Raw genomic sequence first — 16,856 nt, forward strand, 5'->3', positions numbered from 1 at the left:
GCATGAACGAAAAGACTACGTCGCTCGTGGACGAAGTAGAGATGCATGGCCCGACGGTTAAGCGATTCCAGTCGTTGTGCGATATGCATCGTGTTCCTTTTGGGGAGCCCGACAATCTGAACGATCTTGTTACCAGCCTGCAACAGAACCGCCATTTCGCGATGGATTTCTGGGCGATAGCGGGTGAGTTGAGTGTGCGAGAGCGAGGTGCGCTTTCAGATGAAGAGATGCTAGAGGTTGTAGTGGCAGGGGCGTCCAACCTGACTCTAGAGGCTGCAGAAAGGGATTATGGTGAGACGCTTTATGCGCTGCGGCAGATGCTTGCAGGCGTGGATGTTGCTGCGCCCAATCTGCCACCCCCAGTTGTTAAGCCACAGGAGGAAGCGTTCTCTTCAGAATCTCCAGAAAAACTAGAACAACTGGAACAATTGGACTTCGCTCAAAAAGTTTTGCGGCGCAGAGAGGAGCAGTACTCTTCGAAGCTGAATCAGGCAAGGTCCTCCGATACGGTCACTCAGGCCATCGCAGACGCCTTACAACGATTAGAACGATCGAATCGTGAATTGCAGGAGCAACTTTCTGCCATGAAGCAGGAAAAAATCCTGCCTGCATCTGAATCAGAAAAGCCAAGGGCGGCAAAACCAGAAAACGTTGCTCCTGTAGAGCCACCGATACAGCAGGCGCAGGCTCCGCGCATCGTAGAAGTGCCAGCTGTGTCAGAGCGAGAGATTTTTGCTCCCCGTTCCAGGCGCAGCCTTTCAAGACGCGGGCTGATCCTTTCAGATCCAGACGACGATCCCTCGATCCACGTTCCCCTGGCTACGTATTCCGAAGACCATCCTCGAAGCAAGGTGGTCCGTATCGGAATTCCGGCCGTTCTTCTTCTGCTTGCAGTTGCGGGTTGGTTTGCCATCAACCGTGGATACGGCCGTCAGATGGTGGAGCGTTACACCCCGTGGGCGAAGGAGAAATGGAATTTCTTTCAACAGGAAGTTCAGGGCCTTGTTGGCAAGAAGCAACAGCAGAATCCCGCGGCGAATCAGCCTGCAAGCAGTCCGACATCGCAATCGAGTCCTGCTCCTGTTACCCCTGCGCCGACGCAGCTGCCTGCTTCAGATAACGCAACCCAAGCGGCTTCACCGGAAGTGCAGAAGCCAGCAGAGTCCTTGGCTGTTCCACAGCAACAGAGCGCGCCAACTAGAGGAGCTTCTTCTTCTACACCTATAGAACAAGTTACAAGCCAGAATGCGCTTGCATTCGATGAGTTGCAGCAGGGCGCGGTCCGTGTATCTTCCTCGACAATGGAAGATAACCTGATGGTCTCGCGCGTTCCGGTTTATCCGGAGGCTGCTAAAGCCAGAGGAATTGAAGGGCCCGTGCAGGTTGAGGTGGTGATCTCTCCTTCTGGAGCGGTGGAGGCGGCGCGAGCTATCCGTGGCGATCCTCATCTGTATGCTGCTGCGGAGGAGTCGGTGATGAAGTGGAGATACAAGCCATATCTCCTCAACGGGAGGCCGGTGAAGGCTGTCACGCAGGTGCGCGTGATTTTTCGTCTTCCGGAATAGCTTCTTCAGGTTCTCTGTTTATTGACGACAAAGAACCACGCAATTGGGAGAGACAGAAGGAGAAGCAGAGCAGAAGCCGAAAGCAATAGGTAAGGAATGGCGGCATGCCGGTTCAGTTCTTCGTTCAGACTTCGGAGTGCGCGCTTGAATGCAGTTGTTGAAGAGTCGCCACCATGTCCTCATAGAGACGCAGCAGTTTGAGTTACTGTGTCGCTCAACCACGATGAAGAAGGGCTGAGATTTGCGACGTATCGACAAGTTATGCAATCTCTTTTTTGAGATCTCCCATATAGTCATTCCACCGCGAACAGGGTCCCCACTACGCAGGGCGAAGATGACATTTCAAAATAAGGCCGAAGGATCCAATTGGTCGTATACGCCCTCATGATCGAACTGCTTTCACCTCGTGTTTCAAATCCATTCTTTAGCTTTTTAGTCCGTGTTCTCCGTGCTGATCCCGCGGTCGTCATTTTGCAATCGGTGTGACCGGTGGCAATCGGTGCTAAGCCTTTCTCTCGAACTTATTAGGCAGGAACAAGCTCTCGCCGCAGCGGGCTATGCAGCTTTTCGTAGGTCGACCATAGGCCAGCGCTCGGTGTGGAGATGTAGAAGACCTCTTCGCCATCGGGCATCGTGTTCCAGCCCTCCTTCATCCTGTCGGGGCTGTAACGTTGCTGTACCTCGGCAAGTGAAGCGTACTGATAGCCGATCTGCTCGATCTCCTGCTTTGAGATCTTTGGACCCGGAGCGTAGGTGATGGTGAAGCGCCCTTCGCTCGATCCATGGATCAGGTGAGCGACTCCATGCGGAATGGCCTGCATGTCTGCTTCGGTTTTGTAGAACTCGAGGGTGCGTGGAGTTCCTTTGTACCCGTACTTGCGGATCAAAGCATCGACCTCAGGCTGTTCGCCAAAACGCTCGACACCGGGAGCGATGATCAGCAGTTCGCCGCCATTGGCGATTGCCATGCGGGTACGATAGACGGCTTTATTCGCTACCCACGTTGCACGGAACTCATCGGCCTGCATCACCGCTACCACCTTTTTTACGGGCTTCTCAAAGATAGTGATGTTCTGTTCGCGCGAACGACGAGCTGCCTGAAGATAAGTCTCCGGGTCGTCCCCGATATAGAGCCCGCTGGTAACCAGGCGGTTTTCGGCGTCGCGTTGCATCACGATCTGGAGATAGACATCCGGAAGATGTTTGAGCATGGCTTCCTCGGCGTAGTTGAAGCAAGCGCGAAGAGGTGTAACCAGGCAGCCGAGGTTCTTCTCGATTCCATAGACTGCTGCAGCGATGTGCGCTGCACAGATCGTCTGCTTGCCCCCAAGGCCGATGAAATAGTTCTTATTGTGATTGGCGAACCCCAGCACTTCATGGGGAACAACATGGCCCAGATTGACGATCAGGTCCCAGGGCTGATCCATCAGCGTGGAGTTGAGCTCGACGGGAATCTCCCAGTCAGCAGCCCCGCCAGTGGTCTCGGCAACCAGTGAGGCAGGAATCGTGCCTACGGGCGAGACACCATTGCGCCAGTCGTGCGCGAGAATCACATCGTTCGGAATCGAGCCGAACATCCACTTATTTTCGGCTTCCGTGTGGGGGACATGCTGGCCAAGAGTCGGGATGATGCGAATGTATGCATTGGGCTCGCGGGCAAGAATCTCCTGGTAGACCCATTCCGTAATCTTGCCGACTCCTGAATGAGCACGGGTCAGGTCGGGCGGCAATAGAAGAACTCGTTTCAGCTGCGGCGCGATGCGGTGTTGCGCTTCGTCGACCAGCCGTTGGGCAGCTTCTTTAATTTGTTGTTCCGTAAGTGCGTCTGCTTCTACAGAAAACCAGGGCATTGGCTGGAACCTTCTCTGGATAAATGGTTAGACCAGTTTATATAGAAAAGAAAGTAGAGGCGTTCAGTTGAGAAAGATTGATTACTTCAACGTCTCGACGGCGATATTTTCAGGGATTTTCAGCTCGAACTGATCGTCGTCAAGTTTGCCATTGAGGGTGAGCTTGGTGATGTTGACGGTCAGGGAGTAGTGATCGCGAGGCCGCTCGATGATGATGTTCGAAGGATAAGGAGTGTTGCCGTAGAACTGGTAGTTGCTGTAGTGCGCCTTCGTAACTACCTGGCCGTTGGTATCGTAGATGTCCTGCTGATAGGGCAGCAGGTCGGTGGAGTTGATGTGGATCACGCGAAGAGTGCGGACGGTCTGGTCGTCGGGTTTGGCAAGAATCTGCAGAGCATAGGCGGGCTCTTCGATCAGATCCTTTTTCTTCTTTCCGGACTCGATCACCCGGATATCGGTGGTCATCGAGATCAGCTGGCCTTGCTCCGGTCCCTGGATGAACATCGAATCGAAGAAGACGTCCGGCCGGAGGTTTTCCAGGCCGTTCTTGGAAGGTGTTGTGACGGTGTTACTCCCTACAATGGCCCGGTGGCGAGGAGGGATCAGAAGCTTGAAACTCTGTCCATCAGAGACCATATCGAGGGCCTGTGTACGCACGACGGGAACCAGCAGCAAGACACGGAGGAATTCCGGCTTACGCATGAGGATGTAACCGGCGAAAGAGGTGTACTGGATCTCCTTTCCTTGAAGACCGCCACCGGTCGTAGCCGAAATCTCGACACTAGCGTTGAAGGTCTGCATGGAGTCGTAGCGGGATACGATCTGCCTTGCCATGGCGTCCAGCGAAGTGCTGATAATGACATCGGCGACACGGGTCTTCGGGACATAACGGGTGTGGGAGAGGCATCCCGTTAGTGTGGGGAGGAGCCCAACCATCCCCAGCGCCAGGGCTTGTTTAATCTTCATGCGCACGAAGCTTAAGTATATCCGTCTGGATTTCAATGGAAGCTGTTGTACCAGAGGATTTAGATGAGTGGGGATACGCAAAGGTTCCGCAAAGTGCAAGGTTTTCTTAACGTTGTCGTGCTTTGCGATAGGCCTGGACGTTCTGGTTGTGCTCTTTGAGGGTGGCGGAGAAGCGGCTGTGTCCTGCAGCATCGGAGACAAAGTAGAGATAGTCGGTCTTGGCCGGAGAGAGCACAGCCCGGAAGGCAGCCATACCGGGGTTGCAGATGGGGCCTGGCGGTAGTCCTGCGCGGCGGTAGGTGTTGTAGGCCGAGTTGGATTGCAGGTCGGAGACGTGGATGGTTCCACGCCAGCGGTTCTCGAGCATCGCCGCGTAGATGACGGTCGGGTCGGTCGCGAGTGGGATCGACTTTTCGAGGCGATTCTCGAAGACACCCGCAACGAGCGGCCGTTCGGCGTCCTGTGAGACCTCTTTCTCGACGAGCGAGGCGAGGATGACGGTACGGGAGATATCGCCTTGAAGGTTCAGTTGCTGTGCTGCCTGGCGGAACCGACGCACCATGGTGGCCAGGATGTGCACGGCCGAGGTGTGGCGGGCGAAGTGATAGGTGTCTGGAAAAAGATAACCTTCAAGCGAGTCGGGTGGATGGGGGGCGTTGGTGGTCCACTCGGCGATCAGCTCGGTGTGCTGGCGCTCGGCTTGGAGGAACTCGTCCCGTTGCCCCAGCCCGGCGTCCTGGACGGCCTGGGCGATATCAAAGATGTTGTAGCCCTCGGGGATGGTGAGAGCGTGGGTGAAGATATCTCCCCGGACGAGGCGGTTATAAACCTCGGTCATGGGGGCGGGGTGGTCGAAGCGGTACTCGCCGGCTTTGAGAGTTCCGCCGCGGACAAGGCGGAGCAACTCAAAGGCGTGCCGGTTGCGAATGATCCCGGCACCTTGAAGCTGCGAGGCCATGGCCTGGGTCCCGGTGTGCGGGGTGATCTCGACGAAGGTTTCGTTCGAAGGGCCGAAGGGGGTGTAGGCAAACCAGTACGCTGCGCCGGCGGCGAGGAGGACGAGGAGAAACAGGGTAACGAGAAACTTCAAAGCGGGGAGAGCCTCCGGTTGGCCTCTATTTTAGAGGAGGAAAGGGATTCGTTTTGCACTGCTTGTGTCATAGACACCCTCCCCCGTCAATTTGATGCAAAGTATTCAATTGTCGATAGTTAGGCTTGTACTTGTTCGGTTTACGGGTGGTCGGGTGCAAATCGACAGTTGAGGAAATGCGGGAATTTCTCCACTGCGCTGCGCCTACGGCTGCAGCTACGGTCGAAATGACACTTCGAGAAGACATGAATTTCTGAGTTGGAGAAGCAGGTTTCTCGGCTCTGGCCCTATGGGCTACGGTCGAAATGACACTTCTGTCGGGTTCGATCAAATTATTACTTTTGGTCGTTAGTTCTATTTTAGAGGAGTGGATCGGGTGATTCTGCATTTGTAAGGCTATGTTTCTAAAAGAGATAAATAGAAACAGACTTGACATGGTTTTGCGGGGGACTGGAGGAGGTATGGGATGGACGGGCGATTCTGACGCGAAGTCGTATAATCATCTTTTCGACCCCCAAACGCGAGCTTTTGAGCCTGCGGGGGAATTCCCTGTTTGTGGATGATTTACGGGTCTGAAACATGCCAGGTATCAGGAAGGCAGAATGCCAGAACAGATCATGAAACGGCTCCAGGAGGAGATCAAGCAGCTGGAGTATGAGCTGACGACTGAGCTTCCAGCCGAGATCAAGAAGGCGGTCGCCCTAGGCGATCTGAGCGAGAACGCCGAGTACCACATGGCGAAGCAGCGTCAGGAGTTTGTGAACGCGCGCCTGGGTCAGCTCAAAAAGCGGATGGGCGAGTTGGCGTTGGTAAATCTTTCGAACATCCCGCACGACAAGGTTGGCTTCGGTGCCACCGTCACGGTGTTCGATACTTCGAAGGACGAGGAGATCGTCTACAAGCTGGTGACCAGCGAGGAATCGGATGTCGCCAAAGGGCTGATCTCCACGACGTCCCCAATTGGCCGCTCGCTGCTTGGAAAGCAGGTGGGCGATACGACTACTGTTGTCACTCCGAACGGCAAGCGTGAACTTGAGGTCCTTAAGCTGGTGACGATTCACGACGTGACGGAGTAAGGTTTGGGCGCACAGCAGATTGCTGTGCCAGCAGTAAGAAGCGGTAGAGGAAGAGATTGACCTGGACAAGCGCATTTGGGAAGGGGAGCGGCTGGCTGTTGCAGAAGATCGTCAACGGTCTGGCGCTCTCCCGTATTTCTCCAAACACGCTCACGTTCATTGGTCTGATCATTAATATTGTTGCCGCGCTTTTCTTTGGTTTTGCGCGGGGTCCACACGCCAACCGCATGTTCGTCTATGCCGGCCTGATCATTATTGGTGCTGGAATCTTCGACATGGTGGATGGCCGGGTGGCACGTCAGACGAACCAGGTTTCGATCTTTGGAGCGTTCTTTGATTCCGTGATCGACCGGTACTCCGATGTCGCCATCTTTTTTGGCCTGCTGGTCTACTATGCACGCGGCAACCGGTTGTTCTATGTGGGGCTGGTGGCGTTTGTGATGACGGCGTGCCTGATGGTGAGCTACACGCGTGCCCGGGCTGAGGCGCTGATTGGGACCTGCAAGGTCGGCTTTATGGAACGTCCGGAGCGGATCGTCTGCGTCATTCTGGGTGCGCTCTTCAATCGTTGGGGCGTGATGGCCGCTGCTCTCTGGGTGCTTGCCGTGTTTTCGACGATTACGGTGATCCATCGGATCCGGTATACCTATCTCGAAACCGAGCGCCGGAAGGTATCGCAGGCGGTTCTTGAGGCTTCCGTAAAACAGTAGCGGGTCAATGACCCCACGCATGTCGCTGCGCTCCCTTATATCAGCACGCGGCCCACGCTCGTTTCCTTCGAAGTCACGCAGGGCGACACGGTTAGCGTTTGATTGTGAGCGCGAATGTTCCCACTGATGTCGCCTTTTTCCATAAATGAGAACCCAGCAGCGAAGATGATGGATCTCGCTTTTTTGTTGTTTTCGTAAAGAAAAGCATCTATCTAAAGTGAGAAACAGCGTTAGTATGTTTTTGAGTCTCTTTGTGAGCTCGCACGTGGGCCCTGACGGATCAGCTGACTTACTTGCATCAGTTTTTGCCTGAAAGCTGCTTCTTTTTCCGAGGGGATTGGATGTATGTATTCCACAGTGTCTGTGAGCTCCAGTAGTGCTGTCTCGTCTCCAGCGCAGTCTTCAAATCTTCACGTGATGCGTGGAGCTTTTTCAATTTTACAAATGCAATCGGCCCTTAAAGGACTTGCTAACCGATGCATTCAACCCGGCGCCATGGACGACCTGAACTTTTTTCTTTCCCGTCCGCAGCTTCGGAAGAAGACGCCTTCTCTTCTATCACTCTCTCGAAACATTCAGGCTGATGCCCCTGATGCAACGGTGTTGTTGTACGAACACCATATTGCGGGACGCGGGACCGGGATCTTTGCGACGGACGACACGACGGGTCGAAGGACACTAGTCTCGAGACCTTCTCAACGAACGTTGTTTGCCCTGTCTGCGTGCCGCCATCTGCTGAAGCGGGGCGCACAGTGTGTCCTGATCTCCTTTCGACATGAGGAGGTCGCGATCAATACCGCGCTAGGGGAACAGGTGCTGGAAGACTCGAGGTATTCGTGCCGTTGGGCCAGCCGTGAGCGCGAGATCGCGGGATATCTTCCGTTTGAAGCGACGTTGGACATGACACTGGCGAAGCTGGGAGCAAGAACGCGAAACCATCTGCGTTACTATCGCCGCCGTGCCGAGAACCAGTTGGGATGCGTATTCGTTCCGGAGGTGAAGATTTCGCGCGAGGACTTCATTGAGCTGAATCGCATCTCGGCGTATCCGGTATCGGATGAGACGGCAGGATGGCGCTATGATTCGCTCGGCTATATGAAGGCCCCGTTGTTTTGCGGTTTGCGGGACCGCGATGGCCGTTGGTTGAGCCTGATGGGAGGTCGGTACTACGACTGTAACTTCGAGATGCACTGGCAGATTAATCGCACGGACATGCCGGAGTACTCTTTAGCAACCGTGATGCGAGCTTTTCACATCGAGCATGAAGTGCAGCGAGGCACGCGGCGCATGTATGTGGAGGGCGGAACGACCCATTCGATGAGCCACGCTTTCGTTCCAGAGAAATCTACGGACCTGATTGTAATGCGGCAATCGCCAATTGCACGGATGATTCCCGGGATGGTGAAGCGGTTTCTTCCGCCGGAGAATATGCTGCTGCAGGTGCTGGAAGATGAGGCGATGTCGTGGCACACGGTGAAGAGGATGTAGTGCTAAGCGTAGACCTTTGGCGGAACTAATCGCAGATCTTTTGATTTCTCAATTTGCAGAATGCGCAAATTACTTCGTTCAAGATGACACTTCATCGGAGTTGAAGGGAATCCTGCAACAAGACAGGGATTCTTCGCTGCGATGGTGGTTCGATAAACCTGTGGGTTTGGTGGAACGTTATTTAAGAATTCGCTGGAGAATATTCGTCTTTGCCAGATCGAGTACCTCGTCGCCGCGTCCACTGAGAACGGATTTTGCCGCCCAGAGAGAGAAGCCTTTGGCCTGTTCGAAGGTGACGGACGGAGGCATGGAAAGCTCCTGCCGATTCACTATGACTTCAACCAGTGCAGGGCCAGGGACCTGGAAGGCCGTTCGCAGAGCATCTTCAAGGTCGTTGGGCTGCTCGACCCGAACGCCGTGCAGGCCTGCCGCAGTCGCCAGATTGGCGAGGTTGGGGTTGTCGAGCGCGGTGCCATAGTTCACGATGCCGGCGGCCTTCATTTCCAGTTCAACAAAAGCAAGCGAGCTGTTGTTGAAGACGACGATCTTGATGGGGAGTTTGAGCTGTCGAAGGGTGAGGAGATCGCCAAGCATCATAGCGAGTCCGCCGTCTCCTGCGAGAGCGACGACCTGACGTGTGCGATGCGATGCCTGTGCTCCGATTGCCTGAGGGACGGCTGAGGCCATAGAGCCATGCACGAAAGATCCGAGCAAGCGCCGTTGTCCATTCATGGTGAGGTAGCGTGCGGCCCAGACTGTGGGGGTTCCGACATCACAGGTGAAGATGGCATCTTCCGCAGCCAACTGATCGATGAGGCGCGCGACATACTGCGGATGAATGGGAGTGCGATTGTTGTCGGGCTGCGCGAGATCTTCGAGGCCCTCACATACTTTTTTGAAGTCGTTGACGTGAGTCTCGAGATGGGCGGCGTCGGTCTTCTGGTTCAGTAATGGAAGCAGCGCGGGCAGAGTGTGCTGGATGGTGCCGACGAGGCCGAGATGAATCGGTGTACGGCGGCCCAGTTGCTCGCCACGAGCATCGATCTGAAGGACGGTTGCCTTCGTGGGGAAGAACTGCTGATAGGGAAAGTCGGTGCCGAGCATCAGCAGGGTATCGCAGTCTTCCATGGCGTGATATCCGGAGCTGAAGCCGATCAGTCCAGTGAGGCCGACGTTATAAGGATTGTCGTATTCGATATATTCTTTGCCGCGCAGGGCATGGACGATGGGTGCTTTCAGCTTTGCGGCTGTAGCAATCAGATCATCGTGGGCACCTTTGCATCCGGCTCCGGCAAGGATGGTCACTCTCTTTCCTGCGTTCAGATGGTTCGCGGCTTCGCGCAACTCTTCATCATTCGGGCGAAGGAGTGGTTGTGGAGTACGGATAGGCAGGATGGGGTTGTCGTCGAGAGCATCGTGAAGAAAGATCTCGCCAGGAACGACGATGACGGAGACGCTAGATCGAGAGACGGCACTTCGCATGGCAATCTCAAGCATGCGCGGCATCTGTTCGGGGATGCTGACCATCTCGCAGTAGTCGCTGCACTCTTTGAAGAGATTCTGGGGATGCGTTTCCTGGAAATAGCCGCTGCCAATTTCGACGCGAGGGATGTGGGCCGCGATGGCGAGGACAGGAACGCGGCTGCGGTGGCAATCGAAGAGTCCGTTGATGAGGTGCAGGTTGCCGGGGCCACAGCTGGCGGCACAGACGGCGAGTGATCCGGTGAGGTGCGCTTCGGCTCCGGCGGCGAAGGCGGCGACCTCCTCATTGCGGACGTGGGCCCACTCCAGAGCGGCATCTTTACGGATGGCATCGGTGAAGCCATTCAAGGAGTCACCTGGAAGGCCATAGACGCGTTTGACTCCGGCGTTCTTTAGGCTTTCGACCATCACGTCTGCAATTGTCTTTGCCATCAATGTCTCCTAAGGGCGATCTGGGTTCGCAGGGTGAATGATATGAGATGAGCCGACCCGTTCGTAAGGATGCTGGCGTGCTTTGAAGATCTGATTCAGATATGTTCCTTTGGAAAGAGCAGAGCGAAACTCAGCATACTCCTCAGGCGCGACTTCGTAGTAACGATAGGCTCCGCGCTTGCCACGGTAGATGATGGTGAGGATGTGGGCGCGGTCGTCGTAGTGCATGGCGGCAATGACGCTAGAAGGCATCGTGGGTGATCCGTATGTTCTTCGATGCGTGTTTCTGTACCGCTGAAACATAGTCAGCTTAAGTCACACTTAGTCTTCAAAAAGAAGGCGTTGAGTATAAATCACCTGTTTGCAGCGATTTAAACCTTGCATTCACGTCCTGTTAAAAACCTCGTTACAAGTCCGCTCTAGTTTCAAAGTCACGATGAAATTTCAGGCGGTACTTCTGCAAGGCGGAGTGAATCTTCGCGGTCGCAGGAGCTGGAGTCTGCGCGGCAGAAACCTGCTGGCGCTTCCTCTGGGGTGAACAGATCAGCAGAGTTTTCTCCGAAGTGAAAAGGTTGTGCAATTTTGGAGGTTTGAGGCATGCATAGGATAGGTTTGAAAAAGATAACGACGCTGATGTGCGCGTTCGTTTTGGGATTCGTATTGACAGCGACGCTGACGGCGCAGCAAGCGGGGCTGATCACAGGAAGTGTTGCGGATACGAAGGGGACGGGAATTCCCCATGCGACGATCGTTTTCAGGAATGAGAAAACGAATGTCGTAACGAAGATCGCGGGCGATGATCTTGGACGCTTTACGGTTCCTGCACTTGCAGATGGAAGCTATACCGTAGAGGCCTCGGCCCCGGGATTTGCGCTCGGTACAAAGAAAAATGTTGCGGTGGCGGCGGGACAGCCGATACAGATTGGCTTTACGCTGAACATCGGTTCTGTGACGGACCAGATCACGGTAGAGGCGAGCAACGCGAACTCCATCGCAGCGCAGTACGCTCCGATGGATGGGCTGCTGGAGGCACGCAGCGCACGCACAGAGGTGAACACGGCGTTTATCCAGAACTTTAGTTCGCCTGTGGCGGACTATACCGAAGTGATGCAGATGACGCCGGGTGTCTTCAGCATCAACTCCAATGGTGTTGGGCTGGGCGACGCGAAGATGTACTTCCGCGGTTTCTCAGATGGCTTGTACGACATTACTTTCGACGGTATTCCGTGGAACGATACGAACACGCCTTCGCATCACTCGTGGGCGTTCTTTCCGTCGCAGTGGCTTGGTGGAGTGGACTTTGATCGCAGTCCGGGAACGGCGTCCACTCTGGGGCCGACTCCCTTTGGCGGTTCGATCAATCTGCTATCGAAGGAGATGACCGATGTGCGCAACCTGCGTCTTGGGATGAGCTATGGGTCGTTTAATACGATTCTTTCGGATGGGCAGTTCGATACTGGCAACTTCGGTGGCGAAAAGAAACGCAACAATCTGCTGATCGATATACATCGCATGACATCAGATGGCTTCCAGACGCTGAATCGCCAGGAGCGGAATGCCGGTTCGTTGAAGTATCAATACAAGTTTTCTGACACGAAGGTGCTGACGGGGTTTGCCGGTGTGATCCGGTTGACGGCGAACACACCGAACATCAAGGGACCGACACGGGCGCAGATCGCGCAAAATGGTTACAACTATCTGCTGCAGAACAACGATCCTACGCAGCAGAATTACCAGGCGTATAACACGTACTGGGTCCCGACGGACTTCGAGTATGTGGGATATAAGCAGCAGTTTGGTAATGGATGGTCGCTCGATACCAAGCCCTACACGTACAGCTACTACAACGCACAGTACTATGCGACGCAGCCGAAGAACAATGGGCCGATTAATGCGAAGAACTGCACTACAGGTACTTCCCCCAATCCGTGCGCGGTTGACAAGCTGAACAGTTATCGTAAGTACGGCGAGATTACCTCGTTGAGCAAGGTTTCGAAGTACGGCATCTTCCGCACTGGCATGTGGTACGAGTGGGCAACGACCAACCGTTACCAGATACCTTCAAATCCGCTGACCCGTAAGGACGATGCGCTGCCGAACTTCCACGAGCAGTTCTGGACCAACAGCTATCAGCCGTATGCTGAGTTTGAGTACCGCGCGACGAACGCGCTGACGGTGACGGCTGGTTTCAAATGGGCGCACTATAACCAGGACCTGAAGCAGTATGCGGACAATGGAAAGACCGTCGGCAACCTGAATGGAGCCGCTTTTGTAGCGCATTCGGCCGGATACAACAGCTATCTGCCCAGTGTGGACGCGAACTACCGCATCAAGCCAAACTGGAGTGTGTACGGGCAGTTCTCGACAGGTTCGGTGATTCCGCCGAGCTCGGTCTTTGATGTAACCGGTGCTGTGGTTTCGACATTGCCGAAGCCGACGGGAGCCAAGAGCTATCAGGGCGGCACGGTGGTTAAGCTGCGTCACGCAACCGTAAATGCTGACTACTTCTACATCAACTTCGAGAACGTGTACACGTCTTCGCCGGACCCGAATAACCCAAGTGCGACCTCTTACTCTCAGGCCGGCAACAGCGCGGCGAAGGGTTTTGAGGGGGAAGCGAATCTATATATCTATAAAGGTTTGAGCCTGTACGCTAACGGAACTGTGGGAACGGCGAAGTATGTTTCGCAGACGATTGGCGGGGTAGCGAATCCGAGCTATAACAAGTGGGTTGCCAGCACGCCAGGCGATACCGAAGGACTGGGCCTGACCTACCAGCAGAAGTATCTGGACTTCGGCATCTTCAATAAGCGTATCGGTTCGATGTGGAACGATGGTGGCAAAGGAAGCACGGTCATCAACCAGTATGTGCCGATCGATTCCTTCAACCTGACGAACCTGTTCTTCAACTACACCATTCGCAAGGGGTCGTTCTTCGATCAGAGCAAGCTGAGATTGAGCTTCAACAATCTGTTTGATACTCGGCAGATTACCAGTCTCACTCCTGCGCTTTCAGGTGCAACCTACAAAGCCGATCCAGGGGATACGTTGGGGCTTCTTGCTGGCCGCAGCGTGACGGTATCTTTCGTGATCGGGCTTTCGCCGCATCATGAATAGAGATTTGCAACGAATACTCTCCGCGGGAGCAGCTATTGCTGCTCCCTTATTTTTGGAGAGCTAATTGGTTCTTATTCTTTGATTTTTCATTGAGAAGCGAATTGCCAAAATCAGAAAGACGAAATACGGGGATTTCTCCACTACGCTGTCGCCTGACGGCGACAGCTTCGGTCGAAATGACGAGGGGTGGAGGCTCTGGGTTTCCCACACATGCTCCGCATGTATGGGGTATCCAGCTTGCTCAGGATGACGAGGGTTTGCAGCGCAAATTTGCATACAATCGAGTATGGAATGAAGACCTCTCCTATTCTGCTGATTCACGGCGGCGCATGGGCGATGCCGGACGATGCGATTGCTGCCCATGAAGCCGGAATTGCCAATGCTCTTGCTGCTGGATATGCGTTGCTGGAACGGGGTGCGAGCGCCGTGGACGCTGTGGAAGCAGCCGTTGCGGTGATGGAGGACGATGAGGCCTTCGATGCGGGCCGAGGATCGTTTCTGACGCGCGATGGGCGTGTACAGCTGGATGCCCTGCTGATGAACGGCGAGAATCTTCGCACCGGTGGAGTGGCCTGTGTAGAGCGGCTGAAGAATCCGATCCGCGCGGCTCGGCTGGTGCTCGATCACAGCCCACATGTCTACTTTGTTGGCACAGGTGCGGAGCGATTTGCGCGGCAGCACGGCATGGATCTGATCGATAACACGGAGTTGATTGTGCCTCGCGAGCGAGAGAGGCTGATGGCCTTTCAGAAAGCAGAACTGGTGGGGGCAAAGGATACGACCTTTTCCGGGCCGCTCGATTCTCATGACACGGTCGGTGCGGTTGCGCTCGATCAGCATGGCCATATTGCTGCGGGTACGAGTACCGGAGGGACCCTGTCGAAGGCTCCGGGACGGGTGGGGGATTCCTCGCTGATTGGCTGCGGTTGTTATGCCGATGACGAGTCTGCGGCGGTTTCGCTGACCGGCTGGGGCGAGCCCATTATGAAGCTGGTGCTAGGCAAGTGGGCTGTAGATCGTGTGGCAGCGGGAGCATCGCCGGAAGAGGCTGCAAAGGCAGCAATTGATTACCTTTATGCGCGGTTAGGTGGACATGGCGGCATGATTCTGCTTGATCGCAAAGGCCGTGTAGGATTGGCTCACAATACTCCGCGTATGGCGTGGGGACTGCAGGCTGAAGGACGCGTACAGGTGGGAGTGACGCGAAATTAAATAAAATAGAAGGAATGCAGGCAGCCCGCGAATTATTTCCAGCGAACGATGGTGAAGGAGCATCCTTCCGGCGTCCATTGACACCGGAGGAGGCGGACCGGCTTCCGCATATTCATCGGCTACTGCTCGGATATTTTGGTGAGCAGAAGCCGCGTGAGCCGTGGGACCCGCTTTCGCAGTTCATTTATTCCCTGCTCTCTTCGCGCACGAAGACGGAGACGACGTATGCGGTGGTGCGTCATCTGCGCGAGAGGTTTGGCACATGGGAGAACCTGCGCGATGCATCGCTTGCTGAGATTGAGGATGCGATTCGGGATGTCAGTTTTCCTGAGCAGAAGGCAGTACAACTGAAGGCCTCGCTGGAAGGAATTACGCAGCGATACGGCAGCCTGACCCTGGATTTTCTTGCGCGATACCGTACAGACAAAATTCGGGCCTGGCTGGAGCAGTTTCCTGGCGTTGGGTCGAAGACAAGCGCAGCGGTGGTGAACTTCTCCACGCTACGGCGACGAGCGATGTGCGTGGACTCGCATCATCTGCGAGTGACACAGCGCCTGGGACTGACTCCACGGGCTGATGCAGCGACCACAGAGGAACGATTAATGCGTTTGGTTCCCGAGACGTGGAGCGCGGAGATGCTGGATGAGCACCACCAGCTGATCAAAAAGCTTGGTCAGACCATTTGTACTTTTTCAGAGCCTAAATGTGGGGAGTGTCCGTTACTAAAGATATGCCCCTATGGCCTGAAGCAACCTTCACGCAAGGTTGGGGTGGAGTAATAAATCCCGGCGTTTTGCCGGAAAGTTGATCTTCCGGACGCCGGAAAAAGGTTGCCTCAATTCATTCAGAATCTATGCTCTGGTTTGCCTGAAAACAAGCGTCTAAGTATTGCAGAGCTTGTATTTAGAAAAGACCTTAGGGAACCGAGCAACTTCAATTTTCGTATTGGTTTTTAGATAGAGATGAACTTGATTTTCACTTTCTTGACTTCTACGGCACAGAGATTCTCGAGCTCTGTGCGACGCGGTAGTGTGTGTGTTGTGGGGATTGCGGTGTTCTTTTTGGTGGGTGGGTTGGCTGCTGCTCGGGCTGATGTTGCTTTCTTGATGGAAGAGCCTTACGGCGGTTTTGGAAGCGTCAACCCGACCGGGCACGGAGCGCTGTATTTCAATCACATCTGTGCGGATTCGCCGACGCGTTTGAGGATGTGCCACGAAGGAGAGCAAGGCGTCGTTCTTAGCCGATATCACAAGATTGCAGGCTACGACTGGCTGGCGATTCCGTTGGTGCCGTATCTCTATGCTGTCGATCGCGTCGAAGATGTTCCTGCGACGGCGGATGCGACCCTACGGGAAGACTTACGAGACCGCTACCGCAGGAACCATCTGCAGGAGCTTGCTCCTGATGTTCTTAATCGTCAGGGAGTCGCTGAAGCGCCGAAGGGAGAATGGGTCCAGCTTGTAGGTTCGTCGTACGACCGCAAGATCTATGGATTCCAGGTCGAGACGAGCCGCGAAGAGGATGAGCGGTTCATCGCGCATTACAACGATAAGCGAAATGTCAGCCACTTCAACCTGTTCTTCCATAACTGTGCGGATTTTTCGCGTGTGGCGCTAAATTTTTATTTTCCTCATGCGGTGCATCGCAGCATGCTGATCGACCTGGGGATGACAACGCCGAAGCAGGTGGCGAAGTCGCTGTCGAAGTATGCGAAGAAGAATCCAAATCTTCCGTTTACGGTGTTCATGATTCCGCAGGTTCCAGGGGAGATTCCGCGAAGCCATTCTATCGATGGCATTACGGAGTCTCTGGTGAAATCGAAGAAGTATGTGGTTCCGCTCGCGCTCTTCTATCCGGAGTTTACGGCG

General features: G+C 54.7%; 12 protein-coding genes. 7 read left to right on the forward strand and 5 right to left on the reverse strand.

Annotated features, from left to right (window positions below):
• Positions 1-2 precede the first annotated feature (2 nt).
• Complete coding sequence (locus H7846_RS01640; RefSeq protein ID WP_186694721.1) at positions 3-1,565, forward strand: energy transducer TonB; 1,563 nt, start codon at positions 3-5, stop codon at positions 1,563-1,565.
• A 524-nt stretch (positions 1,566-2,089) separates the two neighbouring features.
• Here H7846_RS01640 and H7846_RS01645 read toward each other — a convergent pair.
• The 3 genes from H7846_RS01645 to mltG form a co-directional block, all read right to left on the reverse strand.
• Positions 2,090-3,415, reverse strand: coding sequence for a lactate racemase domain-containing protein (locus H7846_RS01645; protein ID WP_186694723.1), 1,326 nt, complete (start codon positions 3,413-3,415; stop codon positions 2,090-2,092).
• Positions 3,416-3,496: 81 nt separating this feature from the next.
• The gene (locus H7846_RS01650; protein ID WP_255460778.1) at positions 3,497-4,381 is read right to left on the reverse strand and encodes an outer membrane lipoprotein-sorting protein; all 885 of its coding nucleotides are present in this window, start codon (positions 4,379-4,381) and stop codon (positions 3,497-3,499) included.
• A gap of 106 nt (positions 4,382-4,487) precedes the next feature.
• Positions 4,488-5,471, reverse strand: coding sequence for an endolytic transglycosylase MltG (mltG, locus tag H7846_RS01655; protein WP_186694724.1), 984 nt, complete (start codon positions 5,469-5,471; stop codon positions 4,488-4,490).
• A 602-nt stretch (positions 5,472-6,073) separates the two neighbouring features.
• On the opposite strand from mltG, the gene H7846_RS01660 reads away from it, so the two are divergent.
• The 3 genes from H7846_RS01660 to H7846_RS01670 all read left to right on the forward strand — a co-directional run bounded on the left by H7846_RS01660 (position 6,074) and on the right by H7846_RS01670 (position 8,745).
• Positions 6,074-6,547: a GreA/GreB family elongation factor gene (locus H7846_RS01660; RefSeq protein WP_186694726.1), complete on the forward strand. Its 474-nt coding sequence runs from the start codon at positions 6,074-6,076 to the stop codon at positions 6,545-6,547.
• A 56-nt stretch (positions 6,548-6,603) separates the two neighbouring features.
• Positions 6,604-7,257 carry a CDP-alcohol phosphatidyltransferase family protein gene (locus tag H7846_RS01665; RefSeq protein ID WP_186694728.1) on the forward strand — a complete coding sequence of 218 codons (654 nt, stop codon included), beginning with the start codon at positions 6,604-6,606 and terminating at the stop codon, positions 7,255-7,257.
• A 345-nt stretch (positions 7,258-7,602) separates the two neighbouring features.
• On the forward strand, positions 7,603-8,745 hold the full coding sequence (locus tag H7846_RS01670) for a hypothetical protein (protein ID WP_222597535.1): 1,143 nt from the start codon (positions 7,603-7,605) through the stop codon (positions 8,743-8,745).
• 177 nt (positions 8,746-8,922) lie between these two features.
• Here H7846_RS01670 and poxB read toward each other — a convergent pair whose 3' ends face one another.
• Positions 8,923-10,659, reverse strand: a complete 1,737-nt coding sequence (gene poxB / locus H7846_RS01675; RefSeq protein WP_186694732.1) for a ubiquinone-dependent pyruvate dehydrogenase — start codon at positions 10,657-10,659, stop codon at positions 8,923-8,925.
• Positions 10,660-10,668: 9 nt separating this feature from the next.
• Positions 10,669-10,911: a KTSC domain-containing protein gene (locus H7846_RS01680; RefSeq protein WP_186694734.1), complete on the reverse strand. Its 243-nt coding sequence runs from the start codon at positions 10,909-10,911 to the stop codon at positions 10,669-10,671.
• Between the two features lie 360 nt (positions 10,912-11,271).
• On the opposite strand from H7846_RS01680, the gene H7846_RS01685 reads away from it, so the two are divergent.
• From H7846_RS01685 to H7846_RS01695, 3 genes are all read left to right on the forward strand, one after another.
• Entirely contained in the window at positions 11,272-13,776 is a 2,505-nt protein-coding gene (locus H7846_RS01685) for a TonB-dependent receptor (protein ID WP_255460779.1), read from the forward strand.
• Between the two features lie 291 nt (positions 13,777-14,067).
• Positions 14,068-14,988, forward strand: a complete 921-nt coding sequence (locus tag H7846_RS01690; RefSeq protein ID WP_186694737.1) for an isoaspartyl peptidase/L-asparaginase — start codon at positions 14,068-14,070, stop codon at positions 14,986-14,988.
• A gap of 14 nt (positions 14,989-15,002) precedes the next feature.
• On the forward strand, positions 15,003-15,767 hold the full coding sequence (locus H7846_RS01695; protein ID WP_186694738.1) for an endonuclease III domain-containing protein: 765 nt from the start codon (positions 15,003-15,005) through the stop codon (positions 15,765-15,767).
• Positions 15,768-16,856: the final 1,089 nt, after the last annotated feature.

Source organism: Edaphobacter sp. 4G125, from assembly GCF_014274685.1.
Lineage (GTDB): Bacteria > Acidobacteriota > Terriglobia > Terriglobales > Acidobacteriaceae > Edaphobacter.

Coding starts and splice junctions, on each gene's coding strand:
- H7846_RS01640 (WP_186694721.1), top strand. CDS start 3: ATGAACGAAAAGACTACGTCGCTCGTGGACGAAGTAGAGATGCATGGC.
- H7846_RS01645 (WP_186694723.1), bottom strand. CDS start 3,415: ATGCCCTGGTTTTCTGTAGAAGCAGACGCACTTACGGAACAACAAATT.
- H7846_RS01650 (WP_255460778.1), bottom strand. CDS start 4,381: ATGAAGATTAAACAAGCCCTGGCGCTGGGGATGGTTGGGCTCCTCCCC.
- H7846_RS01660 (WP_186694726.1), top strand. CDS start 6,074: ATGCCAGAACAGATCATGAAACGGCTCCAGGAGGAGATCAAGCAGCTG.
- H7846_RS01670 (WP_222597535.1), top strand. CDS start 7,603: ATGTATTCCACAGTGTCTGTGAGCTCCAGTAGTGCTGTCTCGTCTCCA.
- poxB (WP_186694732.1), bottom strand. CDS start 10,659: ATGGCAAAGACAATTGCAGACGTGATGGTCGAAAGCCTAAAGAACGCC.
- H7846_RS01680 (WP_186694734.1), bottom strand. CDS start 10,911: ATGCCTTCTAGCGTCATTGCCGCCATGCACTACGACGACCGCGCCCAC.
- H7846_RS01690 (WP_186694737.1), top strand. CDS start 14,068: ATGAAGACCTCTCCTATTCTGCTGATTCACGGCGGCGCATGGGCGATG.
- H7846_RS01695 (WP_186694738.1), top strand. CDS start 15,003: ATGCAGGCAGCCCGCGAATTATTTCCAGCGAACGATGGTGAAGGAGCA.